Below are 13,869 nucleotides of genomic sequence, written 5' to 3' on the forward strand. Positions count from 1 at the left end.
CCTATTTGACGATTCGTCAGCTTGAATGGCATGTGTGATGGGACAAGCAGGAATGGCCGAAGCCGCCGTCCGCTACCTCAGGTCGGTCGGCACCGCCGCGCCGGAGCCCGTCGAAGTGCTGCCGCGCCCCGAGCTGCGGTGCGTCGGCGAGGACGAGCGCGCTCCCGTCGGCCCGGCGGAGTTCCGGCGGGTCCTCGGGCACTTCCCGACGGGCGTGGCCGTGATCACGGCACCTTCCGCCACCGCCCCCGGCTCCTCCCCCGCCGGTTTCGCCTGCCAGTCCTTCACGTCCCTCTCCCTCGACCCGCCGCTGGTCGCCTTCATGGTCGGCCGCAGGTCGACGACCTGGCCGCGCATCGCCCGGGCCGGGGTGTTCTGCGTGAACGTCCTCGGAGCCCACCAGAGCGAGCTGGGCCGCGCCTTCGCGGTGAGCGGCGCGGACAAGTTCGCGGGGGTGGCGTACGACGCGGCGCCGGTGTCCGGCTCGCCGCGCCTGTCGGGTGCCGTCGCCTGGATCGACTGCGCGATCCACGCCGTCCACACCGGCGGCGACCACCTCATCGTGGTCGGCCGGGTGGACGCCCTCGGCACGGCAGCCGACGACCCGGACGGACCGCTGCTCTTCCACCGAGGGCGCTTCACGCGGCTGTCGGACTGATCGGGCAGGTACGGATCAGGTGACTGCCAGTCGCCACAGCGAGGTGACCTCGGCGGCCCGTACGGCATGCAGCGGATCACTCGTGTCCCGCAGGCGCGCGTGACACGGCCGCGCATCCAGCCGCCCGATCACTCGCAGTCCCGCTGTGCCGATGGCGTTCAGCAACGCGCCCCGGTCGCGCAGCCCGAGCCGTTCCGCCAGATCGGACAGCACGAGCCAGCCCTCACCGCCCGGCTCCAGCCGGTCGGCGAGCCCGTCGAGGAACCCGTGGGGCATGCCGCCACCCTCGTCGTAGACGCCGAGGTCGAGGTCGGAGGCGGGCACGCCGGTGCTCGCGTCCCGGTCCGCGTCGATCAGGTGGTGTCGTCGTAGAAGTGTCGTCCTCGACGACCAGCCCGCCCGGTAGAGGAACTCAGCGGCCGGGCGGCACGAACTCGGGCTGGTCGAGCAGGCGCAGCCAGCTTCCGTCGGGCTGGCGCCGGACCACCTGGGCGCGGGCGCCGGTCCCGTCCTTCGGCGGGGTCGAGGTGAGGGCGATGTCGCCGCTGACCAGCGTCGGCAGCGGTTGTTCCGGCTCGAAGCGGGGACGGCCCGCCAGCACCTTCTCCCACAGCGCACGGATCGCCTCCCGGCCCACCGTCCGTTCACCGGGCGGGTAGGCCAGCACCGCGTCCTCTTCGTACAGCGCGGCGACCCCGGCCGCGTCACCGGCGTTGGAGCGTTCGACGAACAAGCGGGTGATGTCTTCGGGCCGCATGGCCTTCTCGTACTCCGGCACGGTTACCTCCTGACGTCGGGCTTCAGTGCTTTCCAGTGCTGTGCGCCCTTCCCAGCGCTTCCCTGCGTTTTCCAGCCTCGTCGCCCGGCAGCCAGAAGTCCAACAGATGGTTCTTCTGGAAACTAGAATTGGCAGTCATGGAAATGAGGCAGCTGGAATACTTCGTCGCCGTCGCCGAGGAACAGAACTTCACCCGGGCGGCCGAGCGGGTGCACATCAGCCAGTCCGGCGTCAGCGCCCAGATCCGCCGGCTCGAACGCGAGCTCGGCGCCGAGCTGTTCCACCGGTCGGCGCGCACCGCCACCCTCACCGTCGCGGGAAAGGCCGCGCTCGAACACGCCCGCGCCGCGCTCGCCGCGGCCGAGGCGGTCGGCCAGGCGGTGGGTGAGGTCACCGACCTGATCCGGGGCCGGCTCACGGTCGGGATGGTCATCGGCTGCACCGTCACGCCCCTGTTCGACGCCCTCGCCGCATTCCACCGTGCGCATCCGGGGGTGGAGATCTCCCTGCTGGAGGCCAACTCCGACCGGCTCGTCGAGGGCGTACGCGCCGGCGCCATCGACCTGGCGCTGATCGGGGCCGCAACCGCCGCTCCCGACGGGCTGCGCGCGCTGACCATCATCAGCGAGCGGCTCGTCACAGCGGTTCCGGCCGACCACCCCCTGGCGAAACGGCGGCGGGTCACTCTGCGCGACCTCGCCGCCCACCCCATCGTGTGCATGCCACCCGGCACGGGCCTGCGCACCGTGTTCGACCGTGCCTGCGCCGCGCAGGGCCTCCAGCCCGCGATCACCCTGCAGGCCAGCTCCGCGGATGCCATCGCCGACCTCGCCGCCCGCGGGCTCGGCGTCGCCGTCCTCAGCGACTCGATGGCCGCGGACCACCGCGACCGGCTCACCACCCGCCCCATCGACGACGTCGACACACCAGCGTTGCTCGCCCTGGTCTGGAAGAGCCCGCACAGCCCCGCCCTGCGCGAACTGCTCCTGCACAGCCGGCGAGCGTTCACCGAGCCCGACGCTGCCTGAAAGCGCGAGAGCCCGCTCTCAGGCCACGGCCTCCACCCCCCGCCGCCGGATCACCAACGCCATCAACGCCGCCACCGCGCACAACGCCCCAGACGCGTACCAGACCACGTCGTAGGAGCCGAACGTGTCGCGGGCGACGCCGCCGAGGAAGGCGACCAGGGCCGCGCCGACCTGGTGGGAGGCGAGGACCCAGCCGAAGACGATCGCGCTGTCCTCGCCGTACTGCTCGCGGCACAGGGCGAGGGTGGGCGGGACGGTGGCGACCCAGTCGAGGCCGTAGAAGACGATGAAGAAGATCATCGGCGGCTGCACGCCGGGCGTCACCAGCAGCAGGGGGAGGAAGAGGAGGGAGACGCCCCGCAGGGAGTAGTAGACGGCGAGCAGGCGCCGGGCTTCGAAGCGGTCGGTGAACCAGCCGGAGGCGATCGTGCCGACGACGTCGAAGACGCCGATGACCGCGAGGAGCGAGGCGGCGGTCGTCAGGGGCATGCCGTGGTCGTGCGCGGCGGGCACGAAGTGGGTCTGGATCAGGCCGTTGGTCGAGGCGCCGCAGATCGCGAAGGTGCCGGCGAGCAGCCAGAACGGGCCGGTGCGCGCGGCCGAGAACAGGACGGTCACGGCCCGGCGGGCGGCGCCCGGGACCGGTGCGGGCTTCGGTACGAACTCGGTGGCGCCGTACGGCTTCTGGCCCACGTCCGCGGGGTGGTCGCGCAGCAGGAGCCAGACGAACGGGACGACCGCGAGTGCGGCGAGCGCGACCGTCACGGCCGCCGGGCGCCAGTCGTGCCGTTCGACGATCCAGGACAGCAGGGGCAGGAAGATCAGCTGGCCGGAGGCGGACGCGGCGGTGAGGATGCCGCTGACCAGACCGCGCCGCTCGGTGAACCAGCGGTTGGTGACGGTCGCCGCGAACGCCAGCGCCATGGAGCCGGAGCCGAGGCCGACCAGCAGGCCCCAGCACAGCATCAGTTGCCAGGCCGCCGTCATCCACACCGTGAGGCCCGAGCCGAGCGCGATGACCGTCAGGGCGACCGCGACGACCCGGCGGATGCCGAAGCGGTCCATCAGGGCCGCCGCGAACGGGGCCGTCAGACCGTACAGCGCGAGATTGACCGAGACCGCGGCGCCGATCGTGCCGCGCGACCAGTCGAACTCCTCGTGCAACGGGTCGATGAGCAGGCCCGGCACGGAGCGGAAGGCGGCCGCACCGATGATGGTCACGAAGGTGACGGCGGCGACGAACCAGGCCCGGTGCACACGTATACGGCTGCCGCGGCCCGGCTTCGGCGGCTGCTGTGCGACTGCTGCGGCTTCGCTTGTCTGGGTCACGACATAGAGCTTCGGTCCCGCGACAGGCTCCATCGAGTGGCCCGGAGGACAGCGTTCGCTAGGATCGGGCCATGACATCGGCCAGCCACTCCGGTCCGGTGGCGGACCCGGCCGTCCGCCACCGTCCCCACCGCGTGGTCGTCCTCGCCCTCGACGGGCTGCTCCCCTTCGAACTGGGCATCCCGCACCGTATCTTCGGCCGCCCCAAGGACGCCCTGGGACGGCGCCTGTACGAGGTCGTGACCTGCTCGGTCCGGCCGCCGGGCCCGGTCGAGACGGACGCCGACTTCGCCATCCACGTCGCGCACGGCCCTGAGGCCCTGGCCGACGCCGACACGGTGATCGTCCCGGCGTCGTACGAACTCGGCCCGGTCTACGACCACGGCGTGCTGACCGACGAACTGGCCGCGGCCCTCGCCCGCATCCGGCCCGGCACCCGGCTGGCCTCCATCTGCACCGGCGTCTACGTCCTCGCCGCCGCAGGCCTGCTCGACGGCCGCCCCGCCACCACCCACTGGGCCGACGCCGCGCGTCTCCAGCGGCTCTTCCCCAAGGTCCGGGTCGACCCGGACGTGCTGTTCATCGACGACGGCGACGTGCTGACCTCCGCGGGCGTCGCGGCCGGCATCGACCTGTGCCTGCACATGGTGCGCCGCGACCACGGCGCCGCCGTCGCCAACGACGTGGCCCGCCGCACGGTCGTACCGCCGCACCGCGACGGCGGTCAGGCGCAGTACATCGAGCGGCCGGTGCCCGATCCGCAGCAGGCCTCCACCACCACCGCCCGCGCCTGGGCCCTGGGCCGTCTGCACGAGCCGATCCAGTTGCGCGACATGGCCGCCCAGGAGTCCATGTCGGTCCGCACGTTCACCCGCCGCTTCCGCGAGGAGACCGGCGTCAGCCCCGGCCAGTGGCTCACCCAGCAGCGCGTCGAACGGGCCCGGCACCTGCTGGAGACCACCGACCGCTCCGTCGACCGGGTGGCCCGCGACGCCGGTTTCGGCACGGCCCAGTCGATGCGCCAGCACCTCCAGGCGGCGCTCGGTGTCACGCCCACCACCTACCGGCGGACCTTCCGGATCAAAAGGGCAGAAAGGACCGAAAGGACTGGAAAGGACGGAAGGGACCGAACCGCGTCCGTCAGAACGTGAGCACCCCGCGCGCCACCCGCCCCGCCTCCGCGTCCGCCGCCGCCTTCTCGAAGTCCTCCACCGGGTAGGTCCGGGTGACGAGTTCGTCGAGCAGCAGCCTGCCCTGGCGGTACAGCCCGGCGTACAGGGCGATGTCCCACTGGGGGCGGGAGGAGCCGTAGCGGCAGCCCAGGATGGACTTGTCGAGGTACATCGACGAGACGCGGAAGGACGCCTCGGCCGTGGCCGGCGGCACCCCGAGGAGGACCGCCTGGCCGTGCCGGTCCAGTGCGTCGATCGCCTGGCGGATCAGCTCCACCCGGCCGACGCACTCGAAGGCGTGGTCCGCGCCCGTGGGCAGGATGTCCCGCACGCCCTCCGTCGAGGTGAGGAAGTCCGTCGCACCGAAGCGGCGTGCCACGTCCTCCTTCGCCGGATTGGCGTCGACGGCCACGATCCGCAGGGCACCCGCGAGCCGCGCCCCCTGCAGCACGTTCAGGCCGATGCCGCCCGTCCCGATCACCAGGACGCTGTCGCCGCGGTCGACCCGCGCCCGGTTCAGCACGGCGCCCACTCCCGTCAGCACGCCGCATCCGATGAGCGCCGCCGACTCCATGGGGATGTCGTCGGGGACCCGGACCGCCTGCACGGCCTTCACGACCGTGCGCTCCGCGAACGCCGAGTTCGCGGCGAACTGATGGACGGGCAGACCGGCGTGCCGGAACGGCCGCCCCGGACGCCCGATGGCCTGCCGGCACATGGTCGGGCGACCCCGGTCGCACTCCGCGCACGTACCGCAGTTCGCGAGTGTGGACAGGGCCACGTGGTCCCCGGGCGCGACATGGGTGACGCCCTCCCCGACCGCCTCCACCACACCCGCCCCCTCATGTCCCAGCACCACAGGAACCGGGAAGGGTATGGTCCCGTCCACCACCGACAGATCGCTGTGGCACAGCCCCGCCGCCGAGATCGCGACGCGCACCTCACCCGGCCCGGGCTCCCGCACCTCCAGGTCCGTGACGACCCGGACCTGCTTCCCGTCGAAGATCACGCCTCGCATCACACGGCTCCCTTGGGCTCCCTGGGCAGGCCGAGCACCCGCTCGGCGATGATCGTGCGCTGGATCTGGTCCGAGCCGCCGTAGATGGTGTCGGCCCGGGAGAAGAGGAAGAGGTGCTGCGCCGCGTCCAGTTCGTACGGCGATGCCGGCGACCAGTCCGCCGGACCGGCGCTCGCCGCCGCGCCCCGCACCAGCACCGCCAGCTCCCCGAGCCGCTGGTGCCAGCCGGCCCACAGCAGCTTCGCCACGCTCGGGGCCCCCGCGTCGCCCGAACCGCCCAGGGTGCGCAGGGCGTTCCAGCGCATGGTGCGCAGCTCGGCCCACTGCCGTACGAGCCGTTCCCGTACGACGGGATCCCCGACCGCACCGGATTCCACGGCCGCCCGCACCACGCTGCCCAGCTCCTCGGCGAACCCGATCTGCTGCGCCAGCGTGGACACGCCCCGCTCGAAGCCGAGAAGGCTCATGGCGACGCGCCAGCCGTTGCCCTCGCCGCCGACGACATGCTCAGCGCGGGCCCCGTCGAAGAAGACCTCGTTGAAGTCGCTGGTGCCCGTCAGCTGCCGGATGGGGCGCACCTCGATCCGGCCCGGCTGGTCCATGGGGATGAGGAGGAAGGTCAGTCCGAGGTGCCGCCGCGAGCCGGGCTCGGTACGGGCCAGCACGAAGCACCAGTCGGCCTCGTGCGCGAGTGACGTCCAGATCTTCTGTCCGGTGACCCGGTAGGCACGACCGTTCGCCTCGCGCACGGCCGCGGTACGGACACCGGCCAGGTCCGAGCCGGCGCCGGGTTCGCTGTAGCCCTGGCACCAGAGTTCCTCACCGGCGGCGATCGGGGGCAGGAAGCGGGACTTCTGCTCCTCGGTGCCGTGCGCGAGGAGCGTGGGAGCCAGGAGGTTCTCGCCGATGTGCCCGGAGCGCGGGGGCGCGCCCGACCGGGCGTACTCCTCGGCCCAGACGACCTGTTGGGTGAGCGTGGCGGTGCGGTTGCCGTACCCGTCCGCATCCCACCCGAGCCCGATCCAGCCGGCTGCCCCGAGCGTGCGTTCCCAGGAGCGGCGGTCGCGTACACCCTCGGCGTGCGCGGCGAGCCAGGCCCGAGCCTCGGCACGAAAGTCCTCGTCATCCTGCGTGAACCCGAAATCCACGATTGCCGCCTCAGTTCGTAGTGACGCGGACAACGCCCTAAGGGGCGCGGGGAACTGCGCGACAAGCCACAAACAATCCGCAGCCGCCACACCACACGCGCCCTCCGAGCTACTGGGCGTTCGGCCGCTCCCCTTCCCGAGCCGCCCTCTCCATCTCCCGCACCCGCTCCAGCATCGGCATCGGATCCACCCCCACCGACCCCGGCAACACCTTGGCGATCCGCTCCGGCGTCCACGCACCGCCCTCGGCGTACACGGCCCGCAACTCCCTCGGCTGCGCCCACACCGCGATCTTCGCCCCGGCCGCGGTGTACACCTGTCCGGTGATCCCCTGCCGGCAAGCCTGCTCGGACAGCAGATACACCACCAGCGCGGCGACATCCTCCGGCTCCCCGATCTCCGCCAGTTCCACCGGAACACCCGCGGACATCCGCGTCCGCGCGACCGGCGCCACCGCGTTCGCGGTCACCCCGTACTTGTGCAGCCCCAGCGCCGCGCTCCGCACGAGCGAGATGATCCCGCCCTTGGCCGCGCTGTAGTTGGCCTGCGACACCGACCCCTGGTGGTTGCCGCTGGTGAAGCCGATCAGCGTGCCGGCGCGCTGCCCCCGCATCACCGCCGAGGCGGCCCGGAACACGGTGAACGTGCCCTTCAGGTGCGTCGCGACGACCGGGTCCCACTCCTCCTCGGCCATGTTGAACAGCATCCGTTCCCGGAGGATCCCGGCCACGCAGACCACCCCGTCGAGCCGCCCGTACGACGACAGCGCCACGTCGACGACCCGCTGCCCGCCCGCCATCGTGGAGATGTCGTCGGCGACTGCGACCGCGTCCCCGCCCGCCGCCTCGATCTCCTTGACCACGGCCTCGGCGACCTCACTGGTCGGGGAGGCGCCGTCGACCGCCACGCCGTAGTCGTTGACGACGACCTTCGCCCCCTCCGCCGCCGCCGCGAGCGCGACCGCACGGCCGATGCCCCGCCCCGCGCCCGTGACGGCGACGACCTTGCCTGCCAAGAAGTTCCCCACGCCCGGCCCCTTCCCGTCCCACGGTTTCTGACGGACCGTTAGGTTTCGCGGACTCCAGATTCTACGACCCGTCAGATACGGGAACACAAGCCCCGGGGAGGACTCATGTCGCTGCCGGACGCGTTCCACGACATCGCCAAGCGCGTCAACAACTGGGGCCGTTGGGGAGCCACCGACGAGCTCGGCACGCTGAACCTGATCACCGACGAGGTCGTCCGTCAGGCCGCGGCGACGGTCCGCACCGGTCGCCGGATCCCGCTCGCGCTGCCCCTGAGGCGCGACGGCGTCCAGACGGGGATGATCCCCGGGCGGATCGACCCGCTGCACGTCATGGTGCAGATCAACCAGGAGCTGTTCGGCCCGGGCACCGTCGCGTGCAGCGACGACGCCGTGACCATGGGGCTCCAGGCGGCCACCCACTGGGACGCGCTCCCGCACGTTTCGCACTCGGGCAGGCTCTACAACGGCCGCCCCGCGCACTCCATCACGCCGCACGACGGCGCCGAGTTCAGCGGCATCGACAAGGTCCGGCACCTCGTCTCGCGCGGAGTGCTGCTCGACGTCGCCCGGGCCCGGGGCACGGAACGGCTCGACGGCGGGCACGCCGTCACGCCCGAGGACCTGGACGCGGCCGAGGACCTGGCCGGTACGCGCGTGCGGGCCGGTGACATCGTGCTCGTACGAACGGGGCAGATCCGGCTCTGCCTGGCCGGGGACCGGCACGCGTACGCGTATCCGTCGCCGGGGCTGTCCATCCGGACACCGGAGTGGTTCCACGCGCGCGACGTCGCGGCGGTCGCCAACGACACCCTCACCTTCGAGGTGTTCCCGCCCGAGGTGGAGGACCTGTGGCTGCCGGTGCACGCCCTCCATCTCGTGGAGATGGGGATGCCGCAGGGCCAGAACTGGAATCTCGAAAAGTTGTCCACAGCCTGTGGAGAGATGGGCCGCTACGCCTTCCTGCTGGCGGCTACACCCGAGCCGTTCACGGGAGCGACCGGCTCACCGGTGGCCCCGGTCGCCGTCCTGTAGCCCGCACGCAGGACCACCACCCCGCCGCAGGAAGCTGGACGGCGGCGCCGCGCTGCTCGCCCCGAGCACGGCAGCGCGCGCCGCCACCCGACTCCGGCGCTCCCGCCCCGACTCCCGTGGCCCTGACAGGGAGCCGACGCCGAATCGCGACTCACACTCGCCGAGGGCCGCCGTCGCCGACCCTCGCCGTCCCCTCACGGCGAATCGCTGCCCACAAGCGTGAACAAACGGTCACGGGGCGTCAACACCCGTTCGGAGTTTTGTCGCCTATGCGGCTTTTACCGTGGGCGCGCACGGAAGCACATCCCGGCGCATCGCCGCATGCCATGACGAAAACGGCGGTCCTGCCGTGCGGCCATGCCCCGGCTTCGCCGCAACACCCCGCGGCACGTGCCGCCGTACACCGCACCTCGTGCGCCATGCGACCTCCGGCCAGCCGGCCACGGGAGGAGCACCTGAAGGCACCCCCGACTACACCGCCTCGTACGCCAGCCCCTCGAAGGGCGCGCCGCCGCCGTACGCCACCGCGCCGCCTCCGCACGCCGTCGTGACCCCGGGGGACTTCGAACACCGGTCCAGCTCGCACCAGATGCGCTTGCCGGTGCTCTCGACGCTCCAGCCCCAGCGGTCGGCGAGGCCGTCGACGAGGGCGAGGCCCCGGCCGCCGGTCGCGTCGTCGTCCACGCACCGGGGCACGGGGGCCCGGCCACTGCGGTCGGCGACCTCCAGGCGGACGGTGACCTCCTCCGTCACCGCGTGCGGCAGGGACAGCCGCAGCACGGCGGGCCTGCCGGTGTGCACCACGGCGTTGGTGACCAGCTCCGAGACGAGCAGGATCAGGGTCTCGGCGAGCGGCTCGTCGGCCTGTATGCCCGACCCGGCCAGGCGGGAGCGGGCCCACCGCCGGGCCCGCCCCACCTCTGCGGGGTCGGGCCGGATCTCCAGCTGCACTTGAAGCACCTGCACCGCTCACACCATCCGAACCGGCGGACACTTAGGCTCGCGCCTCACGAGGGCCACGATCGTAGCCATTTTCTGCATGGCCAGAACAACGGCCGGGACAAGGATCACGGAACGTGAATCCCTTGTGGGACAGCATGGTTGACGTACAGTCACCCCAACAAGCGCTTCGGGCATATTCCAGCGCGAAGGAGTACCCGTGCGGCATACTGTGCGACGCTCGCTGCGGGGAGTCGAACAGGCGGCGCGACTGGGTCGTACCGCGCTCAGAACCACTCGCATCTCACACAAGGTACCGGAGCCCGCAGTCGACTCCGGGCCGTGACGGGTCGCTCCGGGGACACAAGCCGATATCAACGCTCCGTGATCACGGGATGCCACGATCCGCGACATCTCCACGGGCATATTCGGCGACACCGCAGCCAGGGGGCCTGTCAGGGCGCTCCGGCCGCCAGAGCGGCCGCGAGAAACTCCTCACTCTCCGTGACTCCGCCCGCACGCTGGGTTCGAACCCATGCGCGTTTCAGATGGAGATGGACCTCGGACTCCCAGGTGAAGCCCATGCCGCCGTGCACCTGGAGACAGTCGCGGGCGCCGCGCACGGCGGCGTCGTCGGCGAGCAGACGGGCGGCGGCGATGTCGACCGGGTCGGCGGTGACGGCCGCCGCGTACACCGCCGCGCGGGCCGTCCGAGACCGGACCAGCATTCCGGCGCACAGGTGTGCCACCGCCTGGAAGCTCCCGACGGGCCGTCCGAACTGTTCGCGCGCCCGGGCGTGTTGCACCGCCAGTTCGCAGACACGGGTGGCCGTGCCGAGCTGCTCGGCGGCGGTGAGGAGGACGGCGACGGGGTCCGGGTCCGCGGCCGTGCCGCCGGGCACGCGGTGCAGCGGCGTCAGCGGGTCGAGGGAGCGCACCGGCACGGCTCCGGCGGTGTCGCCACGTACGACGTCGGCCTGGGCCGGCCACTCCACGAGCCCGCCGTCCACGGCCGCGACGACCGTCTCCCCGGTGGCGGCTCCCGGCACCACACCGGCCGCGAGATGGGTGGCGGCCAACGGCCCGGGCAGCAGCACCCGCCCCGCCTCCTCGAACACCAACACCGCCTCCGGCAGACCGAGTCCCACCCCGCCCTGGGCGTCCGGCAACCGCAGCGCGAAGAACCCGGCGTCGCCGAGGGCCCGCCACAGCTCCCGGTCGAGCCGGGCGGGGCCCTGCGCGGCGGCCCGCAGCGCCGCCCCGTCGAAGTGCCGCGCCAGCAGTTGCCGCATCCCGTCCCGCAAGGCCCGCTGGTCGTCCGTCAGCCGGAAGCGCACGGTCACCGTCCCTTCGGCAGGCCGAGGATCCGCTCGGCGATGATGCTGTGCTGGATCTGCGAGGTGCCGGCCGCGATGGTGTACGACAGGGAGGACAGGCGGTCCAGCGTCCAGGGGCGGTCCAGGTCGAGGCAGTCGGCGCCCAGGACCTCGGCGGCGGCGTCGTAGAGCTCCTGGCGGGCGTGCGAGTACCGCAGCTTGAAGACCGAGCCGCCGACACCCGGCACGCCGCCCGAGGCCTGCGCCGCGCTCACGTTCCACTGCGTCAGCCGCCACAGCGCCCGGAACTCGGCGTGCAGCCTGCCCAGTCGGCGACGCAGCGCACAGTCGTCCCAGCGGCCGTTCTCACGGGCCGCGAGGGCCAGTTCGCCGAGGACGCGGCGGCAGGCGACGACCTCGCCGGCGAAGGCCGTGCCGCGTTCGAAGGACAGCGTCACCATGGTCACGCGCCAGCCGTCGTTCTCGTCCCCGACCCGGTTCCCGACCGGCACCCGCACCTCGTCGAGGAAGACCTCGGCGAACTCGGCCGAGCCGGCGAGCGTGCGCAGCGGCCGCACGGTGATGCCGGGCGCGCCCATGGGCATGGCCAGCCAGGTGATGCCCCGGTGTCTGGGCGCCTCCGGGTCGGTGCGGACCAACAGCTCGCACCAGTCGGCGACTTCCGCGTGGGAGGTCCAGATCTTGGAGCCGGTCACCACGTAGTCGTCGCCGTCGCGCCACGCGCGCGTGCGCAGGGCCGCGAGGTCGGAGCCGGCGTCCGGTTCGCTGAAGCCCTGGCACCAGACCTCCTCGCCGCGCAGGATCGGCGGCAGCCAGCGTGCCCGCTGCTCGTCGGTGCCCTCGGCGGCGATCGTCGGCCCGGCGTGCAGCAGCCCCACGAAGTTGGCGCCCACGTATGGCGCGCCCGCCTTCTCGGTCTCCTCCAGGAAGATCAGCCGGATGGCCGGGGACGCGTCCCAGTGGACGTCGGCGTATCCGGCGTCGTGGAGCCTGCGCTGCCAGCCGAGGTCGTAGGCCCGCCGCCCGGGCCAGTCGTCGGGGGACGGCTGGGCCGGGAGGCCGGGGAGCGTCTTCGCGAGCCACTCCCGCAGCCGGGCCCGGAACTCCTCCTCCTCGGGCGTGTCCGACAGGTCCATCAGCGGTCGAGGTCCAGGTCCAGCATCCGGATGGCGTTGCCGCGCATCAGCTTGTGGATCGTCTCGTCGTCGAGGCCCTTCACATGGTCGAGGGCGACCTCCTTGGTGTGCGGGAAGGTCGAGTCGACGTGCGGGTAGTCGGTCTCGAAGGTGGCGTTGTCGCGGCCGACGACGTCGATCGAGGCCACTCCGTGCTTGTCGCGGAAGAAGCAGCAGAAGATCTGCCGGTAGTAGTACGTCGACGGCGGCTCGGGGATCGTGTCGCTAACGCCACCCCAGGCGCGGTGCTCCTCCCAGACGTCGTCGGCTCGCTCCAGGGCGTACGGGACCCAGCCCATCTGCCCCTCGGAGTAGGCGAGTTTGAGCTGCGGGAACCTCACCAGCACCCCGCTGAAGAGGAAGTCCATCATCGAGGCCATCGCGTTGTTGAAGCTGAGCGCGGCCTGGACGGCGGGCGGGGCGTCCGGGGATGCGGCCGGCATCTGGGACGAGGACCCGATGTGCATGTTGACGACCGTCCCGGTCTCCTGGCAGACCGCGAAGAACGGGTCCCAGTAGCCGGAGTGGATGGACGGCAGCCCGAGGTGGGTGGGGATCTCGGAGAAGGTCACCGCCTTCACCCCGCGCGCGGCGTTGCGCCGGATCTCGGCGACCGCCAGGCCGACGTCCCACAGCGGGATCAGGCACAGCGGGATGAGCCGCCCGCCGCTGTCCCCGCACCACTCCTCGACCATCCAGTCGTTGTAGGCGCGCACGCAGGCCAGGGCGACCTCCTTGTCGTGCGCCTCGGCGAAGGTCTGGCCGCAGAACCTCGGGAAGCTCGGGAAGCAGAGGCTGGCCTCGACATGGTTGAGGTCCATGTCCTTCAGGCGCTCCTTGGGGTCCCAGCAGCCGGGCCGCATCTCCTCGCGGGTGATGCCCTCCAGGGTCATCTCGTCGCGGTCGAAGCCGACGGCGGCGATGTTGCGCTTGTACGGGAACTTCAGGTCCTCGTAGATCCACCAGTCGGTGGGCGGGCCGTCCGGGTCCATCGTGATGCGGTACTTGCCGCCGACGTAGGCGAGTTCGCCGATACCGGCGGTCAGCGCCTTCGGCCCGCGGTCGCGGTACTTGGCCGGCAGCCAGGTGTCGAAGAGGTGGGCGGGCTCGATCACGTGGTCGTCGACGCTGATGATGCGGGGCAGTTCGGTCGCCATGGGTCCCCTCCGCCGGACGGTACTTATCTGATGCAGCGTCAGCTAGCATCCCACCTGACGACCCGTCAGCC

At 72.0% G+C, this 13,869-nt stretch carries 14 protein-coding genes; 4 read left to right on the forward strand and 10 right to left on the reverse strand.

Going from position 1 to position 13,869, the window contains the following annotated elements; genetic code table 11:
• Nucleotides 1-52: 52 nt before the first annotated feature.
• The gene (locus AC07F0_RS01775) at nt 53-658 is read left to right on the forward strand and encodes a flavin reductase family protein (RefSeq protein ID WP_478972904.1); all 606 of its coding nucleotides are present in this window, start codon (nt 53-55) and stop codon (nt 656-658) included.
• A 15-nt stretch (nt 659-673) separates the two neighbouring features.
• On the opposite strand, the gene AC07F0_RS01780 is transcribed toward AC07F0_RS01775, so the two are convergent.
• Complete coding sequence (locus AC07F0_RS01780; RefSeq protein WP_478972907.1) at nt 674-982, reverse strand: hypothetical protein; 309 nt, start codon at nt 980-982, stop codon at nt 674-676.
• A gap of 88 nt (nt 983-1,070) precedes the next feature.
• Nucleotides 1,071-1,436: a YybH family protein gene (locus AC07F0_RS01785; RefSeq protein ID WP_478972910.1), complete on the reverse strand. Its 366-nt coding sequence runs from the start codon at nt 1,434-1,436 to the stop codon at nt 1,071-1,073.
• A 137-nt stretch (nt 1,437-1,573) separates the two neighbouring features.
• Here AC07F0_RS01785 and AC07F0_RS01790 point away from each other — a divergent pair, with 137 nt between their 5' ends.
• Complete coding sequence (locus tag AC07F0_RS01790; protein WP_478972913.1) at nt 1,574-2,464, forward strand: LysR family transcriptional regulator; 891 nt, start codon at nt 1,574-1,576, stop codon at nt 2,462-2,464.
• A gap of 18 nt (nt 2,465-2,482) precedes the next feature.
• Here AC07F0_RS01790 and AC07F0_RS01795 read toward each other — a convergent pair whose 3' ends face one another.
• Nucleotides 2,483-3,793 (reverse strand): MFS transporter, encoded by a 1,311-nt coding sequence (locus AC07F0_RS01795; RefSeq protein ID WP_478972916.1) that lies wholly within the window; start codon nt 3,791-3,793, stop codon nt 2,483-2,485.
• A gap of 71 nt (nt 3,794-3,864) precedes the next feature.
• On the opposite strand from AC07F0_RS01795, the gene AC07F0_RS01800 reads away from it, so the two are divergent.
• On the forward strand, nt 3,865-4,944 hold the full coding sequence (locus AC07F0_RS01800) for a GlxA family transcriptional regulator (RefSeq protein ID WP_478972919.1): 1,080 nt from the start codon (nt 3,865-3,867) through the stop codon (nt 4,942-4,944).
• Here AC07F0_RS01800 and AC07F0_RS01805 read toward each other — a convergent pair.
• The 3 genes from AC07F0_RS01805 to AC07F0_RS01815 form a co-directional block, all read right to left on the reverse strand.
• A complete protein-coding gene (locus tag AC07F0_RS01805; protein WP_478972922.1) occupies nt 4,934-5,983 on the reverse strand; it encodes a Zn-dependent alcohol dehydrogenase in 1,050 nt (349 codons plus the stop codon). The two genes, AC07F0_RS01800 and AC07F0_RS01805, sit on opposite strands and share 11 nt — an antisense overlap.
• Nucleotides 5,983-7,131, reverse strand: a complete 1,149-nt coding sequence (locus AC07F0_RS01810; protein WP_478972925.1) for an acyl-CoA dehydrogenase family protein — start codon at nt 7,129-7,131, stop codon at nt 5,983-5,985. Before AC07F0_RS01810 ends, AC07F0_RS01805 begins: the two co-directional genes overlap by 1 nt.
• A 109-nt stretch (nt 7,132-7,240) precedes the next feature.
• Nucleotides 7,241-8,158 (reverse strand): SDR family NAD(P)-dependent oxidoreductase, encoded by a 918-nt coding sequence (locus tag AC07F0_RS01815; RefSeq protein WP_478972928.1) that lies wholly within the window; start codon nt 8,156-8,158, stop codon nt 7,241-7,243.
• Between the two features lie 105 nt (nt 8,159-8,263).
• Between AC07F0_RS01815 and AC07F0_RS01820 the strand changes: the two genes are divergently transcribed.
• The gene (locus AC07F0_RS01820; protein WP_478972931.1) at nt 8,264-9,190 is read left to right on the forward strand and encodes a cyclase family protein; all 927 of its coding nucleotides are present in this window, start codon (nt 8,264-8,266) and stop codon (nt 9,188-9,190) included.
• A 471-nt stretch (nt 9,191-9,661) separates the two neighbouring features.
• On the opposite strand, the gene AC07F0_RS01825 is transcribed toward AC07F0_RS01820, so the two are convergent.
• The 4 genes from AC07F0_RS01825 to AC07F0_RS01840 all read right to left on the reverse strand — a co-directional run bounded on the left by AC07F0_RS01825 (nt 9,662) and on the right by AC07F0_RS01840 (nt 13,798).
• A complete protein-coding gene (locus AC07F0_RS01825; protein WP_436729524.1) occupies nt 9,662-10,141 on the reverse strand; it encodes an ATP-binding protein in 480 nt (159 codons plus the stop codon).
• A gap of 443 nt (nt 10,142-10,584) precedes the next feature.
• Complete coding sequence (locus AC07F0_RS01830) at nt 10,585-11,466, reverse strand: acyl-CoA dehydrogenase family protein (protein ID WP_478973569.1); 882 nt, start codon at nt 11,464-11,466, stop codon at nt 10,585-10,587.
• 2 nt (nt 11,467-11,468) lie between these two features.
• A complete protein-coding gene (locus AC07F0_RS01835) occupies nt 11,469-12,602 on the reverse strand; it encodes an acyl-CoA dehydrogenase family protein (protein WP_478972933.1) in 1,134 nt (377 codons plus the stop codon).
• Complete coding sequence (locus AC07F0_RS01840; RefSeq protein ID WP_478972936.1) at nt 12,602-13,798, reverse strand: amidohydrolase family protein; 1,197 nt, start codon at nt 13,796-13,798, stop codon at nt 12,602-12,604. The genes AC07F0_RS01835 and AC07F0_RS01840 overlap by 1 nt, the downstream gene beginning before the upstream one ends.
• Between the last annotated feature and the right edge of the window lie 71 nt (nt 13,799-13,869).

The organism is Streptomyces sp. NPDC045955, from assembly GCF_056430805.1.